21 protein-coding genes and 1 pseudogene are annotated in these 18,275 nt (G+C 37.0%); 13 read left to right on the forward strand and 9 right to left on the reverse strand.

Translation table 11 applies throughout. The features are described 5' to 3' along the window. The first annotated feature begins 139 nt into the window (after positions 1-139). The 5 genes and pseudogenes from QE429_RS14110 (at position 140) to treR (ending at position 6,515) form a co-directional block, all read left to right on the forward strand. Positions 140-532, forward strand: coding sequence for a thiol-disulfide oxidoreductase DCC family protein (locus QE429_RS14110; RefSeq protein WP_307287772.1), 393 nt, complete (start codon positions 140-142; stop codon positions 530-532). 141 nt (positions 533-673) lie between these two features. Beyond that, positions 674-1,701 (forward strand): annotated as a pseudogene (locus tag QE429_RS14115) (M14 family metallopeptidase). Positions 1,702-2,617: 916 nt separating this feature from the next. Continuing rightward, positions 2,618-4,042, forward strand: coding sequence for a PTS system trehalose-specific EIIBC component (gene treP, locus QE429_RS14120; RefSeq protein WP_307287773.1), 1,425 nt, complete (start codon positions 2,618-2,620; stop codon positions 4,040-4,042). A gap of 77 nt (positions 4,043-4,119) precedes the next feature. Further along, positions 4,120-5,787, forward strand: a complete 1,668-nt coding sequence (gene treC / locus QE429_RS14125) for an alpha,alpha-phosphotrehalase (RefSeq protein ID WP_307287774.1) — start codon at positions 4,120-4,122, stop codon at positions 5,785-5,787. Positions 5,788-5,801: 14 nt separating this feature from the next. Then, the gene (gene treR, locus QE429_RS14130) at positions 5,802-6,515 is read left to right on the forward strand and encodes a trehalose operon repressor (protein WP_307287776.1); all 714 of its coding nucleotides are present in this window, start codon (positions 5,802-5,804) and stop codon (positions 6,513-6,515) included. Positions 6,516-6,598: 83 nt separating this feature from the next. On the opposite strand, the gene QE429_RS14135 is transcribed toward treR, so the two are convergent. Beyond that, positions 6,599-8,140: an ATP-binding protein gene (locus tag QE429_RS14135; RefSeq protein WP_307287777.1), complete on the reverse strand. Its 1,542-nt coding sequence runs from the start codon at positions 8,138-8,140 to the stop codon at positions 6,599-6,601. Positions 8,141-8,313: 173 nt separating this feature from the next. On the opposite strand from QE429_RS14135, the gene QE429_RS14140 reads away from it, so the two are divergent. From QE429_RS14140 to QE429_RS14160, 5 genes are all read left to right on the forward strand, one after another. Next, a complete protein-coding gene (locus QE429_RS14140; RefSeq protein WP_307287779.1) occupies positions 8,314-8,991 on the forward strand; it encodes an SOS response-associated peptidase in 678 nt (225 codons plus the stop codon). Positions 8,992-9,235: 244 nt separating this feature from the next. Beyond that, positions 9,236-9,466 (forward strand): hypothetical protein, encoded by a 231-nt coding sequence (locus QE429_RS14145; protein WP_307287781.1) that lies wholly within the window; start codon positions 9,236-9,238, stop codon positions 9,464-9,466. Positions 9,467-9,535: 69 nt separating this feature from the next. Further along, on the forward strand, positions 9,536-9,754 hold the full coding sequence (locus QE429_RS14150) for a hypothetical protein (RefSeq protein WP_373463254.1): 219 nt from the start codon (positions 9,536-9,538) through the stop codon (positions 9,752-9,754). Positions 9,755-9,795: 41 nt separating this feature from the next. Further along, entirely contained in the window at positions 9,796-10,014 is a 219-nt protein-coding gene (locus QE429_RS14155) for a hypothetical protein (RefSeq protein ID WP_373463255.1), read from the forward strand. A gap of 74 nt (positions 10,015-10,088) precedes the next feature. Continuing rightward, entirely contained in the window at positions 10,089-10,715 is a 627-nt protein-coding gene (locus QE429_RS14160; protein WP_307290818.1) for an RraA family protein, read from the forward strand. Between the two features lie 43 nt (positions 10,716-10,758). On the opposite strand, the gene QE429_RS14165 is transcribed toward QE429_RS14160, so the two are convergent. From QE429_RS14165 to QE429_RS14175, 3 genes are all read right to left on the reverse strand, one after another. Then, on the reverse strand, positions 10,759-11,157 hold the full coding sequence (locus tag QE429_RS14165) for a hypothetical protein (protein WP_307287786.1): 399 nt from the start codon (positions 11,155-11,157) through the stop codon (positions 10,759-10,761). A gap of 297 nt (positions 11,158-11,454) precedes the next feature. After that, complete coding sequence (locus tag QE429_RS14170; RefSeq protein WP_307287787.1) at positions 11,455-11,700, reverse strand: hypothetical protein; 246 nt, start codon at positions 11,698-11,700, stop codon at positions 11,455-11,457. Positions 11,701-11,786: 86 nt separating this feature from the next. Beyond that, positions 11,787-12,224, reverse strand: coding sequence for a GNAT family N-acetyltransferase (locus QE429_RS14175; protein WP_307287789.1), 438 nt, complete (start codon positions 12,222-12,224; stop codon positions 11,787-11,789). A 183-nt stretch (positions 12,225-12,407) separates the two neighbouring features. Here QE429_RS14175 and yyaC point away from each other — a divergent pair, with 183 nt between their 5' ends. After that, on the forward strand, positions 12,408-13,010 hold the full coding sequence (gene yyaC, locus QE429_RS14180; protein WP_307287791.1) for a spore protease YyaC: 603 nt from the start codon (positions 12,408-12,410) through the stop codon (positions 13,008-13,010). Positions 13,011-13,195: 185 nt separating this feature from the next. On the opposite strand, the gene QE429_RS14185 is transcribed toward yyaC, so the two are convergent. From QE429_RS14185 to QE429_RS14195, 3 genes are all read right to left on the reverse strand, one after another. Further along, on the reverse strand, positions 13,196-13,588 hold the full coding sequence (locus tag QE429_RS14185; protein WP_307287793.1) for a hypothetical protein: 393 nt from the start codon (positions 13,586-13,588) through the stop codon (positions 13,196-13,198). A 127-nt stretch (positions 13,589-13,715) separates the two neighbouring features. Continuing rightward, a complete protein-coding gene (locus tag QE429_RS14190) occupies positions 13,716-13,994 on the reverse strand; it encodes a hypothetical protein (protein WP_307287795.1) in 279 nt (92 codons plus the stop codon). Positions 13,995-14,120: 126 nt separating this feature from the next. Further along, a complete protein-coding gene (locus QE429_RS14195) occupies positions 14,121-14,510 on the reverse strand; it encodes an SET domain-containing protein (RefSeq protein ID WP_307287797.1) in 390 nt (129 codons plus the stop codon). 188 nt (positions 14,511-14,698) lie between these two features. Between QE429_RS14195 and QE429_RS14200 the strand changes: the two genes are divergently transcribed. Together QE429_RS14200 and QE429_RS14205 are read left to right on the forward strand one after the other, a co-directional pair. Next, a complete protein-coding gene (locus QE429_RS14200) occupies positions 14,699-15,103 on the forward strand; it encodes a hypothetical protein (protein ID WP_307287798.1) in 405 nt (134 codons plus the stop codon). 298 nt (positions 15,104-15,401) lie between these two features. Then, positions 15,402-16,292 (forward strand): alpha/beta hydrolase, encoded by an 891-nt coding sequence (locus QE429_RS14205; RefSeq protein ID WP_307287800.1) that lies wholly within the window; start codon positions 15,402-15,404, stop codon positions 16,290-16,292. 52 nt (positions 16,293-16,344) lie between these two features. Here QE429_RS14205 and QE429_RS14210 read toward each other — a convergent pair whose 3' ends face one another. Both QE429_RS14210 and QE429_RS14215 read right to left on the reverse strand, forming a co-directional pair. Then, positions 16,345-17,481 carry an acyltransferase family protein gene (locus QE429_RS14210; protein ID WP_307287801.1) on the reverse strand — a complete coding sequence of 379 codons (1,137 nt, stop codon included), beginning with the start codon at positions 17,479-17,481 and terminating at the stop codon, positions 16,345-16,347. A 161-nt stretch (positions 17,482-17,642) separates the two neighbouring features. After that, a complete protein-coding gene (locus tag QE429_RS14215) occupies positions 17,643-18,161 on the reverse strand; it encodes a YbaK/EbsC family protein (RefSeq protein WP_307287803.1) in 519 nt (172 codons plus the stop codon). Between the last annotated feature and the right edge of the window lie 114 nt (positions 18,162-18,275).

Below are 18,275 nucleotides of genomic sequence, written 5' to 3' on the forward strand. Positions count from 1 at the left end.
GCCCCTTTCTGTTTTTATATTTATTCTTATATATATAAATACGTAAAAACTTAAGCTTACGTTTCAATAACTTTTAAATGATCTGCATTTCTTTATGCTATTCTAATAAATGAAGAACACATGTGAAGTAGGTGAACTCATGGAACGAATTGTTTTTTTCGATGGAGACTGTAATCTGTGCAACAACAGCGTACAATTTATAATTAAAAGAGACCCTGCTGGATTATTTAAGTTTGCTTCCCTACAAAGTGAAATCGGACAAAAATTCTTACATTCGTATGATTTACCTAAAGAAATAAATAGTTTTGTCCTAATTGAAAATGGAAAAGTATATATAAAATCAACTGCTGCTTTACGGGTCTGCAGCCAATTGAATGGTTTTTGGAAGATGTTTGCTTGCTTCCGGATCATCCCGCCTTTTATTCGGGATGCTATTTATGAATTTATTGCTAATCGCCGATATAAATGGTTTGGAAAAAGAAACCACTGTATGCTTCCACAGCCAGAATGGAAAAACAGATTCCTTGATTAAGGAAAGAAGTAAAAAACACCATCTATTATTTTACAATGGAATGGAGCCTATGCCAATTCATGGATATCACCACAAACACTAATAATTAATCTATAATGCATACATTTTAGTAATACGATTTCTGTCTACTGGAGGTGCTTTATGGAAATAGTTGTTAGGCAAGGTGATTCTCAATGGCACTACAGCCAGTTGTTTAAAATAAATTTGTCATTAATTTATGCTTCAAACCCTACTATTCAACCAAACAGTCTTTCCGTCGGACAAAAGGTTAAGATTCCAGGCTTTGTCCTTCAAGATTATCAAATACGTCAAGGCGAAACCTTATGGAAAATTGCATAGAACCGTCATCTTCCATTAGATTCTTTGCAATTGGTTAATCCAAACGTTAATCCAAAAAATATTAAGGTGGGCCAGATCATTAAAGTTCCATTAAGGATTACCGGGAGATAGGTACATGGTGCTCAAAAATACGATTACAAAACAATGATGACTGATATTGATCGCTTAAAAGTGTATATCCATTTTTACAGACATCTTCAATCGGAAAAACTGTGCTAGGGAAAAGCATACCTGAAATGCGAATTGGTACCGGAAATAAAAAGGTTAACCCTGACGGAGTGGATCTTGTTTTACATGGGCCTTCTGCAAGCGAGCCCTGGAACACTCGAGTGATTGAATATAATAAAGGCGGTAAAGATTTTTCAGGATGGAAGGCAAATATCAGAGGAGTTGATCTTAACGACCAGTTTCCTGCAAGATGGGAGTTAGAAAAAGCAAGAAATCCTGATCAGCCTGGTCCAAGAGATTACGGCGGGGAAAAACCACTCTCCGAACCTGAAGCCATTGCCATGGCTGAGCTCACGAAGAGTAGAGATTTTACAAGGGTTTTAGCTTTTCATACACAGGGTGAAGTAATGTACTGGAGATTTGAAAATCTTGAACCACCAGAATCAGAGGTACTTGTGAATGAATTTAGCAGAGTCAGTGGTTATGAGCCTGTTAAATCAATTGAAAGCTACGCAGGATACAAAGACTGGTTCTTTCAAGATTGGAGAAGACCAGGATTTACTATAGAAATCGGTAATGGGATTTACCCTCTACCCCTTTCACAGTTTGATGAAATATTTCAAAAAACCTTAGGCATCTTTTTGGCAGGAATTTATATGTAACACAAATTGAGGTGGGATTGCTCCTATCTCTTTTCTGTTTTCTTGAATTTTATCTATTTCATCCATACTGTCAAATACACCTAACCTACTGACACGGGCACTCTTTGAAATCTTACCTTTTGTCCCATGATGATCAGACTTCCAACTATGTATCTTCTTTTCTTCTGCCAACACTGTCAGAAGTTGACCTGGCTTCTGACTATGTATCTTCTTTTTCTGCCAACACTGTCAGAAGTTTACCTGTCTTCTGACTATGTACCTTCTTTTTCTGCCAATACTGTCAGAAGTTGACCTGGCTTCTGACTATGTATCTTCTTTTTCTGCCAACACTGTCAGAAGTTGCTCTGGCTTCTGACCATGAACCTTTTTTTCTTCTATTATTGTCCAAAAAGGCCAATGACTTCTATTATTGGACCTTCCTTTAACCCAACATAATCAGAAGTGCTTATGAATCAAGCTTGGAGTGTAGTAGAGAGCAACAATTATACGAAAAGAGCCTTTGTAAAAAAAGAACCCTTGAACACAGTTCAAAGGTTCAAACGAGAACTTAGAGGTCTAGGCTAAGTTCCCAACAATTAGGAGGTCTAAACTCAGAAGAATTTAAACATCTTTATATTACCATTTTCGCAATATTCATTCAACGGTTTAATGCTGTAAAGACGAAAAGTAATTCAAAAGACATATTAAAATATAACTATAGCCATTTTTATAGATGATAAGTAAGCCGTGTTTACCAATTAAAATATATAAAAATTAATTTGTTGACATACATGTATATACAAGTTAGAATGAAATCGCAATCAAAACTTGTATATACAAGCGGATAACCATCCATGTAAACGCACACATTACTTGTATATAAGGAACACAAAAATAGATAAGAATGGGATATTCCCATTACTAGGGGGAAAGACAAATGTCTAAATACACAGATCCATCAAAGGATTTATTACAACACATTGGCGGAAAAGAGAACATTGCCGCCGTTACCCATTGTGTAACAAGAATGCGCTTTGTTTTAAATGATCCTTCAAAAGCGGATATTGAAAAGATTGAGGGTATTCAGCTTGTAAAAGGTACTTTCACCCAAGCTGGACAATTCCAAGTAATTATTGGAAATGAAGTGGCAAGTTTTTATAATGAGTTTGTAAAATTCGCAGGCGTTGAAGGCACTTCTAAGGAAGAGGCAAAAATAGCTGCAAAGCAAAATCAGAACTGGATCCAAAGGATGATGGGGCATTTAGCTGAAATCTTTACACCTTTAATTCCCGCCCTCGTCGTTGGTGGTTTAATTCTAGGCTTCAGAAATGTAATCGGTGACATTAAATTACTTGATGATGGGACAAAGACAATTGTAGAGGTTTCTCAATTTTGGGCTGGTGTTCACTCTTTCCTCTGGTTAATCGGTGAAGCGATATTCCATTTCCTACCTGTTGGTATTACATGGTCTGTGGCAAAGAAGATGGGTGCGTCTCAAATACTTGGAATCGTTCTTGGTATTACCCTAGTATCTCCACAATTATTAAATGCTTACGCAGTCGCAGGTGCCAAGGAAATTCCTACTTGGGACTTCGGATTTGCCCATATTAAAATGATTGGTTATCAAGCACAAGTTATCCCTGCAATTTTAGCTGGAATAGTATTAGGATTCCTGGAAACAAGACTTCGTAAAATCGTTCCAAACTCAATCTCAATGATTGTAGTACCGTTTTTAGCCTTAGTTCCAACCGTATTAATTGCACATACTATTTTAGGTCCAATTGGCTGGTCAATTGGCTCAGGAATCTCTCATGTAGTTTACTCATGCTTAACTTCTGCATTCGGTTGGTTATTCGCTGCTATCTTTGGTTTCGCTTACGCACCACTTGTTATTACTGGTTTACACCATATGACTAATGCAATTGACCTCCAATTAATGAGTGAGCTTGGTGGGACAAACCTTTGGCCAATGATCGCATTATCTAACATTGCTCAAGGTTCTGCCGTACTTGCGATGATTTTTATCAACAGAAAAAACGAAGAAGAAAAGCAGGTTTCGATTCCTGCCACAATTTCTTGTTATTTAGGAGTTACAGAACCAGCGATGTTCGGTATTAACTTAAAATATGGCTTCCCATTCTTAGCAGCCATGATCGGTTCCATGATTGCGGGTGTGGTTTCAGTGGCAAGCGGTGTCATGGCTAACTCCATTGGTGTTGGTGGACTTCCTGGAATTCTCTCCATTCAACCAAAGCACATGGCGATGTTTGCAGTATGTATGGTAATCGCCATAGTTGTACCATTTGTGTTAACAACTATCTTTGCAAAAACCGGCGTAAAAAAATTAACTCTTAAAAAATAATACTTTGGAGGGAGACATTCGACATTCTCCCTCCTTTTCCACATTAGAATTCTCATAATTTTAGGTAGGTGTAGATAATGTCAACAACATGGTGGAAAAAGGCAGTTGTTTATCAAATTTATCCAAAAAGCTTTTATGATACGACAGGAAATGGGACCGGTGATATACAAGGAATTATCGAAAAGCTAGATTATCTTAAAAACTTAGGCGTAGACGTTTTATGGCTGACCCCTATTTATAAATCTCCACAGCGTGATAATGGCTATGATATTAGTGACTACTACGGTATTCATGAAGAGTATGGAACAATGGAAGACTTTGATAAGCTACTGACAGAAGCACATCAACGAGGAATGAAAATTATTATGGATATCGTCATCAATCATACCTCTACTGAACATGAATGGTTTAAACAAGCCAAGTCTTCAAAGGAGAACCCTTTCAGGGACTTTTATATTTGGAAGGATGGAAAAAATGGAGAACCGCCGACCAACTGGGAATCCAAATTTGGTGGTTCTGCCTGGGAATATGATGAAGCAACCGGTCAATATTATCTTCACTTATTCGATGTAACTCAAGCTGATCTTAATTGGGAGAATAAAAAAGTACGAGAAGCTCTTTATGAAATGATGCACTTTTGGCTAAAAAAAGGGGTAGATGGCTTCAGATTAGATGTTATCAATTTAATCTCCAAAGACCAGCAATTCCCTCAAGATGATACTGACGGACGAAAGTTCTATACTGACGGACCAAGAATACATGAATTTTTACATGAAATGAATCAGGAAGTTTTTTCGAAGTACAATATCATGACAGTCGGTGAGATGTCTTCTACATCCATTGACAATTGTATCCGTTATACAAATCCAGCGCAGGAAGAACTGAATATGACTTTTAGTTTCCATCATCTCAAAGTGGATTACCCAAATGGAGATAAGTGGACAAAAGCACATTTTGATTTTCTGTCCCTAAAGCAAATTTTAACTAAATGGCAAGTGGAAATGAACCAAGGCGGCGGTTGGAATGCTCTTTTCTGGTGTAATCACGATCAGCCTCGTGTGGTATCCCGCTTCGGTGATGACCAAAACTACCACAAGGAATCGGGTAAAATGCTAGCAACTGCTTTGCATATGATGCAAGGAACCCCTTATATTTACCAAGGTGAGGAATTTGGCATGACCAATCCGAACTTTTCTAGCATTGAAGATTATCGTGATGTTGAATCATTAAATATCTTTGACATTAAGAAAAAAGAAGGATTAACAGAAGAAGAAATACTAGAAATCCTTAAACAGAAATCTCGTGATAATTCTAGAACCCCAGTTCAGTGGAATGCCAGTAAGCATGCAGGATTTACTTCTGGAACGCCTTGGATTGATACAGCAAAAAACTATAAAGAATTAAATGCTGAACTAGCAGTGAAAGAAAAAGATTCTATCTTCTATCACTATCAAAAGTTAATCCAATTAAGAAAACAATATAATGTGATTACAGACGGAGATTTTGAATTAATTTTAGATAACGATAAGGATATCTTCTCTTATATCAGGACAAGTGGGTCTGAAAAGCTAGTGGTTATCAATAATTTTTATGGAAGAGATAAAACCTTATACCTCCCTTCTCATTTACATCTTGAAGAGTTTACGAGTGAGATGTTACTCTCTAATTATAGAGATTCAGGTCCTTTTGGTAGAGAGATTCCGTTACGACCATACGAATCACTTGTGTACCATCTGAAAAAATGAACGGAGATGTCACTATGACAAACAAATACCTAACAATTTATAACAGCATTGTAGAGCAGATTAAAAGTGGAGAGATTCCGCCCCAAACGCTTCTCCCCTCTGAAAACGAATTAAAAGACGAGTTCGAGACATCAAGAGAAACCATCAGAAAAGCGTTAAATCTGCTCTCTCAAAATGGATATATTCAAAAAGTTAGGGGAAAAGGTTCAATCGTCATAGACATCAGCAAATTTGATTTCCCTGTTTCGGGTTTGGTCAGCTTTAAAGAGCTGGCCAATAAAATGGGGAACAAACCGAGAACGATTGTAAATGAATTTTCTCTAATTAAGCCTGAGGCTTTTGTAAGACAGCAGCTTCAATTAGGCACTAAAGATTTGGTTTGGAAAGTTGTTCGGACGAGGGAAATGAACGGGGAAAAAATAATTCTAGATAAGGATTTTTTAAATAAAAAATTCATTCCTACCTTATCAGAAGAGATTTGTTCGGACTCGATATATCACTATATTGAAAACGAATTAAATCTAACGATCAGTTTTGCAAAAAAGGAAATTGTTGTGGAAGAGCCGACCATTGAAGACAGTACACTTTTAGATCTTGAAGGATTTCATAATGTGGTGGTTATTAAGAATCATGTATATTTAGATGATGCTACCCTTTTTCAATATACAGAATCAAGACATAGGCCTGATAAATTCCGTTTTGTTGACTTTGCACGTAGAACAAATTAATCCGTTATCCAAATGGACATGCTCCAAGGAGACCATCTTATGAGAATGGTCTCCTTTTTGGTTTATATGAATATCAAAAATTGTTAAACTGACACAAAGTCTTTTAAAGCAATTTGTAGAGTTCCTTTGTACTCAACCATTTGATCGATGCTTAACCCTAAACGGATCATCAACTTTACATTTTCAGCACGTAATCCGGTAAGAACTGATTTACAACCCATCATGTTAATACCATTTATTATTTTTATTAAATAATTAATGACATCTTCATCCATTTGGGCCACACCAGAAAAATCGATAATGAGTGTTTGTATATGTGTTCTTTCAATATTATTTAACACTTTATCTTCAATGGTGTTCATTCTGACCATGTCTATATTTCCAATTAACGGAAGTATACACACTTCTTTGGAAAGAGGAATAATGGGAACAGACAGGTTCTCTACCAGTTTTCTTTGTGTATCCAGAAGTTCATCCCTATACTTTGTGTAACTGATGAAAAAATAGTTGAGGAATTGATCGATCAGCTGATTTGTATTTTTTTCAAGTGTATAGAAATTCTCCCGACTACTGTTTAAATTAGTTAATGTTTCATAATTGTATAAAAAATCCCACAATGTTCTTCTAATAGCTTGTACCCATTCTAGCTTAAAGGCAATCGTTAATGAATGTTTTGCCCATGATACCCCTTCTTGCTTGGCAAATAAAATCAGTTCATGCTCTCGTTCTTCAACAACATACATCACTAGTCTATGTGCATTATTTAAAAGGTCTGTATTTCCAATAGTCCGTATTTCTTCTATCTTATCTTTTACATTAATAGCCTCGCCAAGTAAATTCACTTCAAATTGATCTCTATTTAAAATGAAAAAATCTTTTACGCTGCAATTGTCCTTAATATTAAGTTCCAATCTTTTCACCCCTCTTTTTGTTGGTACAAACTGCTTTGGTAATCGGATTGTAAACTTTGTACCTATCTTTTCTTTACTCTTAACCACCACTTTCCCACCATGCTGGTAGATTACAGAAAAAACCTGTGTTAAACCCATTCCTGTACCATGATCCTTTGTAGTAAAAAAGGGGGTACCAAGTAAGTTTAACTTCTCATCTGGAATGCCTACGCCTGTGTCTTCAATAGTGACAACTAATTCCTCAGAAGAAGCATAATGACTAATGATTAAGGTTCCTTTCGATTCCATTGATTCAAAAGCATTCTTAATTAAGTTGAAAAACGCCTTTTTAAACTGACTCTTTTTTCCATGGAATTTGGCATCAGCATCCCTAAAATTTGTCATGATCTCAACATTATAGAATTGATTTTGAAATAAATTTAGGATGGATTCCAATTCAATCACGACAGAAAATGATTGCATCTCCTCTTCTTCTTGGTCCGGTTTGGATACTTGAAGTAGATTATTTAAAGTAGTTAAGGCATTTTCTAATTCTGATTGAGCAATACGTATGTAGTCTTCTTTTTGATCCTGTTCAAGGAGCTGTAAAAAACCTTTTACCGCTGTTAAGGGGTTTCGTACCTCGTGAGCAATTCCAGCAGCTATTTGCCCTACCGATGCTAATTGACTCAAATGATTATCACTCACAACTTGATCATGAATCTTTTCCTTCACTTTTCTTTCTTCCCCTTTTGCTTTATTTTATAAAACCCACCGATTATAATGAACTATATCCTTTCGTTCCAATATTTCCACACCCTGAACACTAATATTACCATGCTATTCTGAATATTAATAGAACTTTATTACCCATTTTATGGGTTTTCTAAGGAAAGAGGTGACTTGTCATGTGTGGTCGATTCACACTAACTGTGAATATTGAAGAGATTATGGATCGGTTTATGATTGAATCATTTCTTGAATATGAAACTTTCTTACCTAGCTACAATATTGCCCCTTCTCAGTCCGTACTAGCGGTAATAAATGATGGAAAAGTTAATAGAATGGGTTTCTTACATTGGGGCTTGATTCCTTCATGGGCAAAGGACCCTACCCTTAATCATAAAATGATTAATGCACGGGCAGAGACACTAAATGAGAAGCCTAGCTTTAGAAATGCTTTTAAGAAAAAACGTTGCCTCATTATTGCAGATAGCTTTTATGAATGGAAAAGGAACGCAGATAAGACAAAAACTCCTATGCGAATCAAACTTAAATCAAATGATTTATTTGCAATGGCCGGTATTTGGGAGGGATGGAAGTCACCAGAAGGAAAGCGGATCCATACTTGTTCGGTTATAACTACAAACCCCAATGAATTAATGAAAGATATTCATGATCGGATGCCAGTTATTTTAAAACCTGAGGATGAAAAAATATGGTTAGATCCATCGATAACAGATCCTAAATACCTGCAACAATTCCTGATCCCGATGGATGAAAGATTCATGGATGCTTACCAAGTTTCCACTTTAGTTAATTCACCTAAAAATAATTCCATAGAGCTGATTCAAGAAATTTGTTAACGCCCTTTTTTATTAAAATTTTTTTAGAATGGACATGTTCACTACATGCACGTACAAGCATCAACATATTCTGTATTAACCCATAAAAGTTTTCCTTCATTTGAAAGTGGTTTACCCCCACTTTCTTTTTTTTATGGAGACAACCACGAGCAAATGCTCAGTTCCAACAACATGGTCTTATACATACAAATTGCGAATATATTCTAAACAGAGACTCAACTTCTTTCACTAGCAGGAGGACCCGATGTACTTTATCCCAACAAAAATAAACATTGGCGATTTGAAGATTAACAGTGCAGACCACTCAAGTCCCGTTTCCTTAGGGTCAAATTTTATTGTAGGTAATCATGTCGGTGGGAGAAAAAATCAGGGGTTCGGCCAACAATGTGCTGACTTCTCCATTACCGCAATCCCCATCCATGTGGTTTTAGATGATGATCTAGTGGATTCACCCTCTTTTAAAAATAATAAATGACTTGTGCATACCACATCTTAGTGCTCACTTATAAAAAGGTTAGGAGTGATTTTTTTGAACATTGCCCCAATGGCCATCAACTTCTTAGGTTTTAAAGTCAATACAGTGGATAACGGGTCATTTGTTAACCTAGGACCATACCAGTTAATTGATCAATTGGTTAGTTATAAAAGAAACCAAGGAGTAGGTGAACAAAACGGGGATATCTCCCCTGTTAATATTCCGATATCCTGGATAGCGGACCCTGATGTAAACGATAGTAATACTGCTAAGAACAGTATAATTTAACGACATGCCTCAAAGGGGTGGAAAGTTTGATATTTGCACCAATGATCGTAAATGTTGGAGGTTTAAAAGTAAACGTATTGGATCATGGTTCTTTGCTTAACACGGGGCCAAATCAGTTTTTAGATCATTTTATCTCCTATAAAAGAAATCAAGGATATGGTGAACAAAATGGTGATTTTGTACCAATGATTATCCCTATTTCCTATATCTTAGATTCTGACTTGAACGATAGTAATGCTGTTAAAAATAGTATCCTTTAGAGGGCCTGTAAATGCCCTCTTTTTCCATTTTGCACTATAATGAATGTGAGATATTGGTGGAAAGGAGTATGAGTATGGATTCAATCGTCGAAATATTTCGCAATATTCCTACAACTTGCATTTCTGATGCAATGGATGGGTTAAATAATTTACATCCTTCAATAAAGCCACTAAAGGTAGAATATAAACTTGTAGGAAGGGCGTGTACAGTCAAAATCCCTGTTGGTGACAACCTGGCCGTTCTAAAAGCCATTCGAGAAGCAAAAAATGGCGAAGTATTGGTTGTTGATGCAAAAGGTGATCAATATCGGGCAATAGCTGGAGATTTTGTTGTTGGAATGGCCCAAACCTTGGGTATCACCGGATTGGTTGTTGATGGTGTCATTAGAGACATTGTCGGAGTAAAAGTATTGAATTTCCCTGTCTTTTGCAGAGGAACCACTGTTGCGGCTAGCGGAAAAGCGGGAATTGGCGAAGTGAACGTCCCCATCTCCTGTGGAGGAATTTCTATACACCCAGGTGATTTAATTATTGGTGACGCTGACGGGGTTGTTGTAATCCCACAAGCAATGGAGCAAGAGGTATTGGTAAAATCTCTTGAGAAATGGAGAATGGATCAACAAAGAGAAACAAAAATTTCTGGAAATGCTGAAGCTATTAGGCACTATTTAGATACTATTCTAGGTAACTCTAAAAAATAATAAAAAATACCCCCTTTTCCATTTTAGGGGGTATTTAACGTTTTTATGAACCATTATGAATAAGAACCCCATTTGGGTCTTTTATTTCTTTTTGGCTAATAGTTGGCAGTATAACTTCTTTTAGCATCACTGTATCTTCAATGATGGCTTGAACTTCAGGCACTTTTTTTCCAAATAATATCGTGAGGTCCTGTTCTAGTCCATCATCTGATGTTGCAATAATCATTTGTTGGATATCAGCATTCTGACCGTCTCCATCAACTGCATCCAAATGAGTTTGCAGTTCAATTAAAAATTGATATGGTGTGGAAATAAAGGTTCTTCGATCTCCAACTTCCACTTTCCACTTTAAAGAATCTGCATTCTCACAAATCTTTCTTTTCTCTTCCTCTGTCACGAGAAAACCGATATGATCGAACATCACACCGTTTTCCAAATCCAAAACTTATGTTCACATTCCCCTTCTTCATTTCAATAATTCGGAAAAGAACCCCTTGTTCTCTGAACTCATCCCACGATAATGGTGGATTAAATGATTGAAATTCTCCTTTGTATTTCCCTAATCTTTGACTTACCCTGAACCCTTGGTTTAAATAAAAGTTTTCCATTTCCTCTAAATTTGGTGTCCAAAAATGATAATGAAAAAGCACAGAACTCTCCCCTAGCTGACAGATTATTTTCTAAATATGTATTATTTTAACATATTTGAAAACATTGAGCCTTTTTCTTTATAACTAGATTAACCGTTTACTACGGAATCACCATTCTTCCCTTTCGCATCCCACCACTCACGGACCTCGTAAATACCACTAATTTCATTTTTTGCCTTTTCAAATACTTCTACCGTTTCGGTTGTTGAGTATGAAAGAATAAAATGGGAGGGTGTTTCACTTAAAACACGAAATGAGCTAATTTCACCATCATGCATCTCAACCATATAGACACTCCCACTTTGAACCTCACCCATCACAGCTAAATTTTTCATAAAAACATCACCTCAGAATACTATATTTTCAATTTAGCAGTTTTATGGTTACTAATAGTGTAGGAGTCTTAAAAATTTCATGGATATTAAATAGTATAATAATAAAAATAATTTGTTTCTTTCATAAATCCTATTTTTTCATATAATCTTTGAGCATTATGGTTTTCCTTGCCTGTCTCAAGCAATACACCCTTTGCACCTGTCCCTTTTGCAAAATGGAGTGCCGTTTTGATTAGAGTTTCTCCCACACCCTTCCCCCGGGCTTCTTTCTTCACATATAAATCATTTAATACCCAAGAACGCTTCATGCTTACTGATGAAAAAGATGGATAAAGCTGTACAAAGCCTAATGCAGCTTGATCTTCGATAGCAACAAAGATGACAGACTCTTCATTAATTATTCGTTCCTTAATAAAATCTTTTGCACTCTCCACATCTGATGCTTGTTCATAAAATACTCTATACAAATCAAAAAGTTCACTTACCGATTCTAGTTCATTTAATGTAGCCTGTTGAATTAACATGTTTTATTCCTCCTATTTTTCCCAGAATAATTATATATTAATTGGAATTCTCAGAAATTACTATACTATTTTTCACACTTATATTTTATAACCAAAGAAGGATTGTTAAGGAGGGATGGAGAATATTGTAGCAACTATTATGTATATACCTAAAAAAAATTTATACTGTGAGGTGAACCAAGCATGACCCTACAACAAACATTTACTAAAAAGAAGCTACTAGTAGAAAAAACCACTCCATATAATCACAGCCTTGCACCTTTGTTTATCCGCGATACCATTCATACAATCATTCCAGAAGGTACAAAGCATATTTTTGTGCTAGGCATAGGATCGAGCCGGATAAGTGGAGATAGTCTTGGTCCATTTGTTGGTACATTGTTGCAGCATTCCTATCCTAATCATTTAACCGTATTAGGTAATCTTCAATATCCTCTAGATGCTGAAACACTGGGTCCTGAGCTTTCGTGCATCTCTATTCCTCAAAATAGCTTTGTCATTGCCGTTGATAGTGTAGTAGGCTCAGTGGATTTGATAAATACAATTGTAGTTCGTGAAGGTTCATTACTGCCCGGGGTAGGACTTGGTAACTCACTTTCACCAATAGGAGACTGCAGCATAATGGGAGTAACCGTTGATAAAGACAGACCTATAGAAACATCCTTAACCTATTCAAATCTCCATATTATCTATAAAATGGCTACAAATATTGCGAAAGGAATCTCACTTGCAGTTAGACTATATTTTAAATATCCATCGAGTCATCCTGTTTTAGCTATGAGCTAAAAAATGCTATTCATGTGAAAAAGCCCTGATAAATCAAGGCTTTTTCATTGTTTTAGGGGCATACCTATTATATTTATCTATCAATTATGTGATCCATTTTTATTTTCCAATAAAACAAGTATCAATTTTCATTGGTGAATTGAGGCTCATCACAAGCTTCCATGTCAATCATTAACTGAAGAACCTCACCAGCCGCCATATCCTCCATGTCCATGATGTCCCCAACCTCCATGCCATCCATGGTCATGATATCCTCCCCAGCCGCCATGCCATCCATGACCTGGAAACCAACCTCCACTATGCCATCCATGGCCTGGAAAACCTCCCATACCCATGCCCATACCTGGAAAGCCTCCCATTACTCCTGCTCCACCCATGCCTGGAAAGCCTCCCATTGCTCCTGCTCCACCCATGCCTGGGAAACCTCCCATTGTTCCTGCTCCACCCATGCCCGGGAAACCTCCCATTGTTCCTGCTCCACCCATGCCTGGGAAACCTCCCATTGTTCCTGCTCCACCCATGCCTGGGAAACCTCCCATTGTTCTAATTTCATACATATTTTGTGTCATTCCATTCATTAGAACATCTCTCCTTTGTATAGGTTACAGTCTAGACTATGTTGAAATGACAAAAAGGCATGGGCGGGTAACCTGATTTTAAAATCAACACCCAGTCTTACTTAAATAAATCTTAGCCACTCGAAATTTATCTTATGGAATACTCTTGCATCCACGACGAGATAGACTTTTGCATGAATCCGTGATTTGCATCATGCATCAACTTTTTTCGGGCCTCCGACAAATCCTGTAGAGATGGCGGATATGGGCATTTTCTAATATGACTATGAAGACGACCTATCAGAGTCTGATAATCAAGAAATGGAGCTAGCTTAAACCAATGAAGAACCATGTCATTCTTTATTACACAATTTGGATAGACTGATTCTATCAGGACCAACAGTTTAAATACTTCTTCCTTTGTCAAAGCTCTTTCTCCTTTAAAAATAATCCATAAATTTATTGGTCTTACTAGCTTTGACTAACTTCCTTATTACAAAACATGAAAAAGAGGCTGACTCATTTGGTCAGCCCCTTACTTTATTACTAATGGTTAACTATCTGCTTTTTCCTTATCGAACCAAAGTGGTTCATTGTCATCCACATCGCCATTATAGTTGATGAGAATTTCTTCTCCCGCTTTAATATCCCGATAAGCATAGAAATCAAATGTGTGGTTAGGGAAGTTAATTTCATAATCGGCATTGGGCTGATAGGAATGGTTAAACAGCATACCGTATCCCAGCAATAAGCAGGAATGGTTAATACCATACTCAAATGCATAATCTGCAAGCAAGGTTTTCTCGATATGAACATGCTCCCTATTCGGATAGGGAAGAACCGGTGCTTCATGAATCAGTTCACCTTTTGCTATATCACGGGTTGCAAATACCCCTCTATTTAATTCTCCATCACTTAGCTTTGATGTTTTTACCTCAATCATTTAATCACCTATTGTCTTTCCAAGAAGATTTAGTACTACCTACATAAGATTGCCAGTTATTAGCCAAGAATGCAAATAATTTTTCTTTTCGGGTGCCTGACACCGTTTATCATTCTATTCATTTTGCAGTAATGTTTTTGGCAGGTGAAACATAAGATAGAATATACGTTCGTAGGGAGGCGAGGGAATTGGTAAAAAACAATGAATCCTTGATTACAGGTGAGATGTTAAACAAGTATTACGAACTGAATAAAAAGAAAAAAGAAATTGAAATGGAAATGAATACTTTGAAGGAAGTTTTTCAAACTTATTTTAATAATCTTGTAGGATCCAACCACAAAGGGGAAATTACCATTAATGGGTTCAAGCTTCAACGACAAATACGTAAGACTGAAAAATATATTGAAGTAGACACTGTTAAAAGACTAGAGGAATTACAGATGAATGATCTGATTCAGGTGGTGAAGAAGCCAGATGATAATAAAATTAAATCGGCGTTAAGTCTAGGGTTGTTGAGCCCAAATCAATTAGACGGATGCATTGTTACCACCTTCTCTCCTGCTATTTCGGTTAAACCGCTGATTCCTCGTTAAATAAGAATAATTTATGAAACGGTCACAGTCGTTATGTGACCGTTTTTATTTTCTTTGTCTGGAATCGGTAACGTAAAATCCTTCTATGTTACCAATTTTGTTTTTTACCGCTGGGTTCGGGCACGTAGAGTCCTTCTACGCTTCCCTTAACCAGTCCACAAACCATTTAAGGTAATGTAGCTTCCAACATAATAGTCTTACCTATTATTTTTGTAAAAATATGGAGGTGATTTTCTGAGCCTTAGAGAATTAGTTAAGGGTATGCGTATACTCTCTCTATTTGAAAGGAGAAATGGTAATGGCTAGTCAAGAAAGTCTGTTGGTAAGACAATTTTTACAAATGTCAAAGGCAAAACAATCTCCTGGTGCTAATATTGAAACAGCAAGAAAAGGTTTAGAGTCCTTATCTTCTTTAACCCCTATTGCACAGGATATTTCCGTTGAAAAAGTAGACATTGAAGGCATTCCTGCTGAATGGGTAACGGCACCAAATGCGGTGGACGACCGTGTTTTCCTCTATCTTCACGGTGGTGCCTACATAATGGGTAGCTGCAATACACATCGATATTTAGCTTCAAAACTTTCTCGTTCTACTGCCGCACGTGTACTCGTACCTGAATACCGACTTGCTCCTGAAAACCCATATCCGGCTGCAATTGAAGACGCAATCCGTGTCTATCGCTCGCTTCTCACATCAGGCGTTTCTCCGAAAAATATAGTTATTGGCGGTGACTCGGCAGGTGGCGGTCTCACATTAGCAACCCTTCTCTCACTTAAAGACGCAAATGATCCACTACCTGCATTGGCCGTACTCCTATCACCTTGGACAGACATGGAAGGAACGGGTGAATCCATGGTAACTCGGGCTGAATCAGATCCATGGTTATCGCCGGATGCAACACGTCTATCACCTAAATTATATATTCGCGATCTAGACCCTCGTCACCCACTCGTTTCACCAATTTATGCTGACTTAACCGGACTTCCTCCGATGTTAGTGCATGTTGGAAATGATGAAATCCTGTTAAGCGATGCAGCGCGTCTTGTAGACCGGGCACGCGCCGCAGGTGTAGAAGTTGACTTTAAGATATGGGAAGATATGTGGCATGTTTTTCAAACCTTTGCCATCCCTGAAGGCCTGCAGGCAATTGATGAAATAGGTGAATTTGTGACCAAACATTTTGAATAGATCTCATCCAGAAAAAGAGAGCTTGGCTACCAAGCTCTCTTCACTATTTTTATTATCCATTTATTCTAATATCCGGATTAGCCCTACGTTCCCTATGGGTGTGACTTCCTTTAATCCCAAATAAAACACGCAAAATGGAAAGTTTAGAAATTATAAAATGGTAAATGCACATAATAATAACAAATGAAACTACTAATAACAAAAGAAGTTTAACTGGAATGGACCACTCCAAATCAGCAACAAAAAATCCTAACGTAACAATGACAGGCTGATGGAGAACATAAAAGGGCATAGCTGCTTGTGATCCATAGGTCAACCACTTATTTGAAAAAGAAAGATATCGATCCGCTAGAGTAAAAATGACAAGCACCCAAGTCCAACAGTTTAGGGCTTTAACTGCGGCAAATAACACACCGACTATAGAATGTTCGGATGACATTCCTGAGAAAAAGCCGTAAATAAAAAAAACAGTAGTAAAGATTGAAATGCCTAGATTAATAGGAAGTAGTTTTTGAGTCATTTTTCTAAAGGATTCTTTCGTACAAATAAAATAACCGTATAAGAAAATGATTAAATAATAACTAATGTCCCATCCACCTAGGCGGACCACATCCACCAATGCAGATAAAACCATTAAAGGGATAGCTAACAGATAAAACTGGTATGGTTTCATTGCTCTTGTTATGGCTGGTTTTTTCTTCAGAAAAAGTGGCAGGGTCGCTATACTGAAAACAAGGAGAACCAATAAATACCATAAATGTAGGCCAACAAACGCAAAATTGCCTGTACCGCCAATATCTAGGTAAACGCCATCAAAATAGTGTGGGTACCATTGGAAAAAAGAACCAGAATATTGACCATGACTTATGCGTTCCATATACACTTGGGGTGGAGTTAGGATCATAACACCAAACAAAAGTGGAATCCCTAATCGAGCTAACCTTTCCTTTATAAACACCTTACCCGTTCTTTTTTTAAGTGCATAATAGGAACTCATACCTGACATTACAAAGAAAATCGGCATCAGCCAGGAACTCATAAACAAGGAAACCGAAGTAATATAAGTTGGGTCCGTTATATTATTCTTTACATGCCATGCCCAAGGATTAAAAAACATCAAACAATGATAAATAAAAACTGCAAGTGTCGCGAGAACACGAATCCAATCGATATCAAATTGTCTTTTCATATAAAAAAACATTCTCCCCTTAAATTGTAAAATATGTATTTTTTACCAACTATATCTATCATACGACAAATTCAGTAAGGAGAGTGTAAAAAATATCATTAATATAATAAAAAAAGGACATGTTTTGTCCTTTTCTGTTTCAATCCTATGTATTTTTCATTTTATAGGACATCGCTTGTGACACTTTCATTTACATTGTCTTGTGCTTCTTCCCAGCCCTTACAAACATCTACCCATTCCATAGCAAATGAATAACTGTATAATTCCTCTTTCGTTAATTCAATTGCTGAATTAGTACTTCCGCATGCTGGAAAAAGGGTGTCAAAGCGTTTCATTGAAACATCTAGGTAAACATCCAGCTCTTTTGCTAAACCAAACGGGCAGACCCCTCCAACGGCATGCCCTGTTTGCTCAAGAACTTCTTCTGGCGAGAGCATTCGGGGTTTGAGGCCAAACTTCTGACGAAACTTTTTATTATCAACCTTGGCATCACCAGCAGCAACAATTAGGATGGCCTTTTCCTCTGCACCTCTAAATGATAAAGTTTTGGCTATACGGGCAGGGATTACACCTATTGTCTCAGCTGCTTGTTCTACCGTAGCACTAAGGGACTCAAATTCCATTATATCGACATCGCGATTCCATTGTTTAAAATGATTTTTTACACTTTCTATAGACATTTTATCCATCCTTTCCCAATGTTCACATTTAAATAATAACACACTTTAAAGGAGTAAAGTAAATTCATCTATTTCATTCTTTTTCTAACAATACTCACCTTACCTTACATAAAA

Source organism: Bacillus sp. SORGH_AS_0510, assembly GCF_030818775.1.
Lineage (GTDB): Bacteria > Bacillota > Bacilli > Bacillales > Cytobacillaceae > Neobacillus.

Excerpts from the sequence above, each read along its gene's own strand:
- treP (WP_307287773.1), top strand. The coding sequence starts at position 2,618 with ATGTCTAAATACACAGATCCATCAAAGGATTTATTACAACACATTGGC.
- treR (WP_307287776.1), top strand. The coding sequence starts at position 5,802 with ATGACAAACAAATACCTAACAATTTATAACAGCATTGTAGAGCAGATT.
- QE429_RS14195 (WP_307287797.1), bottom strand. The coding sequence starts at position 14,510 with ATGATTGAGGTAAAAACATCAAAGCTAAGTGATGGAGAATTAAATAGA.
- QE429_RS14150 (WP_373463254.1), top strand. The coding sequence starts at position 9,536 with ATGGCCATCAACTTCTTAGGTTTTAAAGTCAATACAGTGGATAACGGG.
- QE429_RS14170 (WP_307287787.1), bottom strand. The coding sequence starts at position 11,700 with ATGAAAAATTTAGCTGTGATGGGTGAGGTTCAAAGTGGGAGTGTCTAT.
- QE429_RS14160 (WP_307290818.1), top strand. The coding sequence starts at position 10,089 with ATGGATTCAATCGTCGAAATATTTCGCAATATTCCTACAACTTGCATT.
- QE429_RS14110 (WP_307287772.1), top strand. The coding sequence starts at position 140 with ATGGAACGAATTGTTTTTTTCGATGGAGACTGTAATCTGTGCAACAAC.
- QE429_RS14155 (WP_373463255.1), top strand. The coding sequence starts at position 9,796 with ATGATCGTAAATGTTGGAGGTTTAAAAGTAAACGTATTGGATCATGGT.
- QE429_RS14205 (WP_307287800.1), top strand. The coding sequence starts at position 15,402 with ATGGCTAGTCAAGAAAGTCTGTTGGTAAGACAATTTTTACAAATGTCA.
- yyaC (WP_307287791.1), top strand. The coding sequence starts at position 12,408 with ATGACCCTACAACAAACATTTACTAAAAAGAAGCTACTAGTAGAAAAA.
- QE429_RS14175 (WP_307287789.1), bottom strand. The coding sequence starts at position 12,224 with ATGTTAATTCAACAGGCTACATTAAATGAACTAGAATCGGTAAGTGAA.
- QE429_RS14210 (WP_307287801.1), bottom strand. The coding sequence starts at position 17,481 with ATGAAAAGACAATTTGATATCGATTGGATTCGTGTTCTCGCGACACTT.
- QE429_RS14185 (WP_307287793.1), bottom strand. The coding sequence starts at position 13,588 with ATGAATGGAATGACACAAAATATGTATGAAATTAGAACAATGGGAGGT.
- QE429_RS14140 (WP_307287779.1), top strand. The coding sequence starts at position 8,314 with ATGTGTGGTCGATTCACACTAACTGTGAATATTGAAGAGATTATGGAT.
- QE429_RS14215 (WP_307287803.1), bottom strand. The coding sequence starts at position 18,161 with ATGTCTATAGAAAGTGTAAAAAATCATTTTAAACAATGGAATCGCGAT.
- treC (WP_307287774.1), top strand. The coding sequence starts at position 4,120 with ATGTCAACAACATGGTGGAAAAAGGCAGTTGTTTATCAAATTTATCCA.
- QE429_RS14145 (WP_307287781.1), top strand. The coding sequence starts at position 9,236 with ATGTACTTTATCCCAACAAAAATAAACATTGGCGATTTGAAGATTAAC.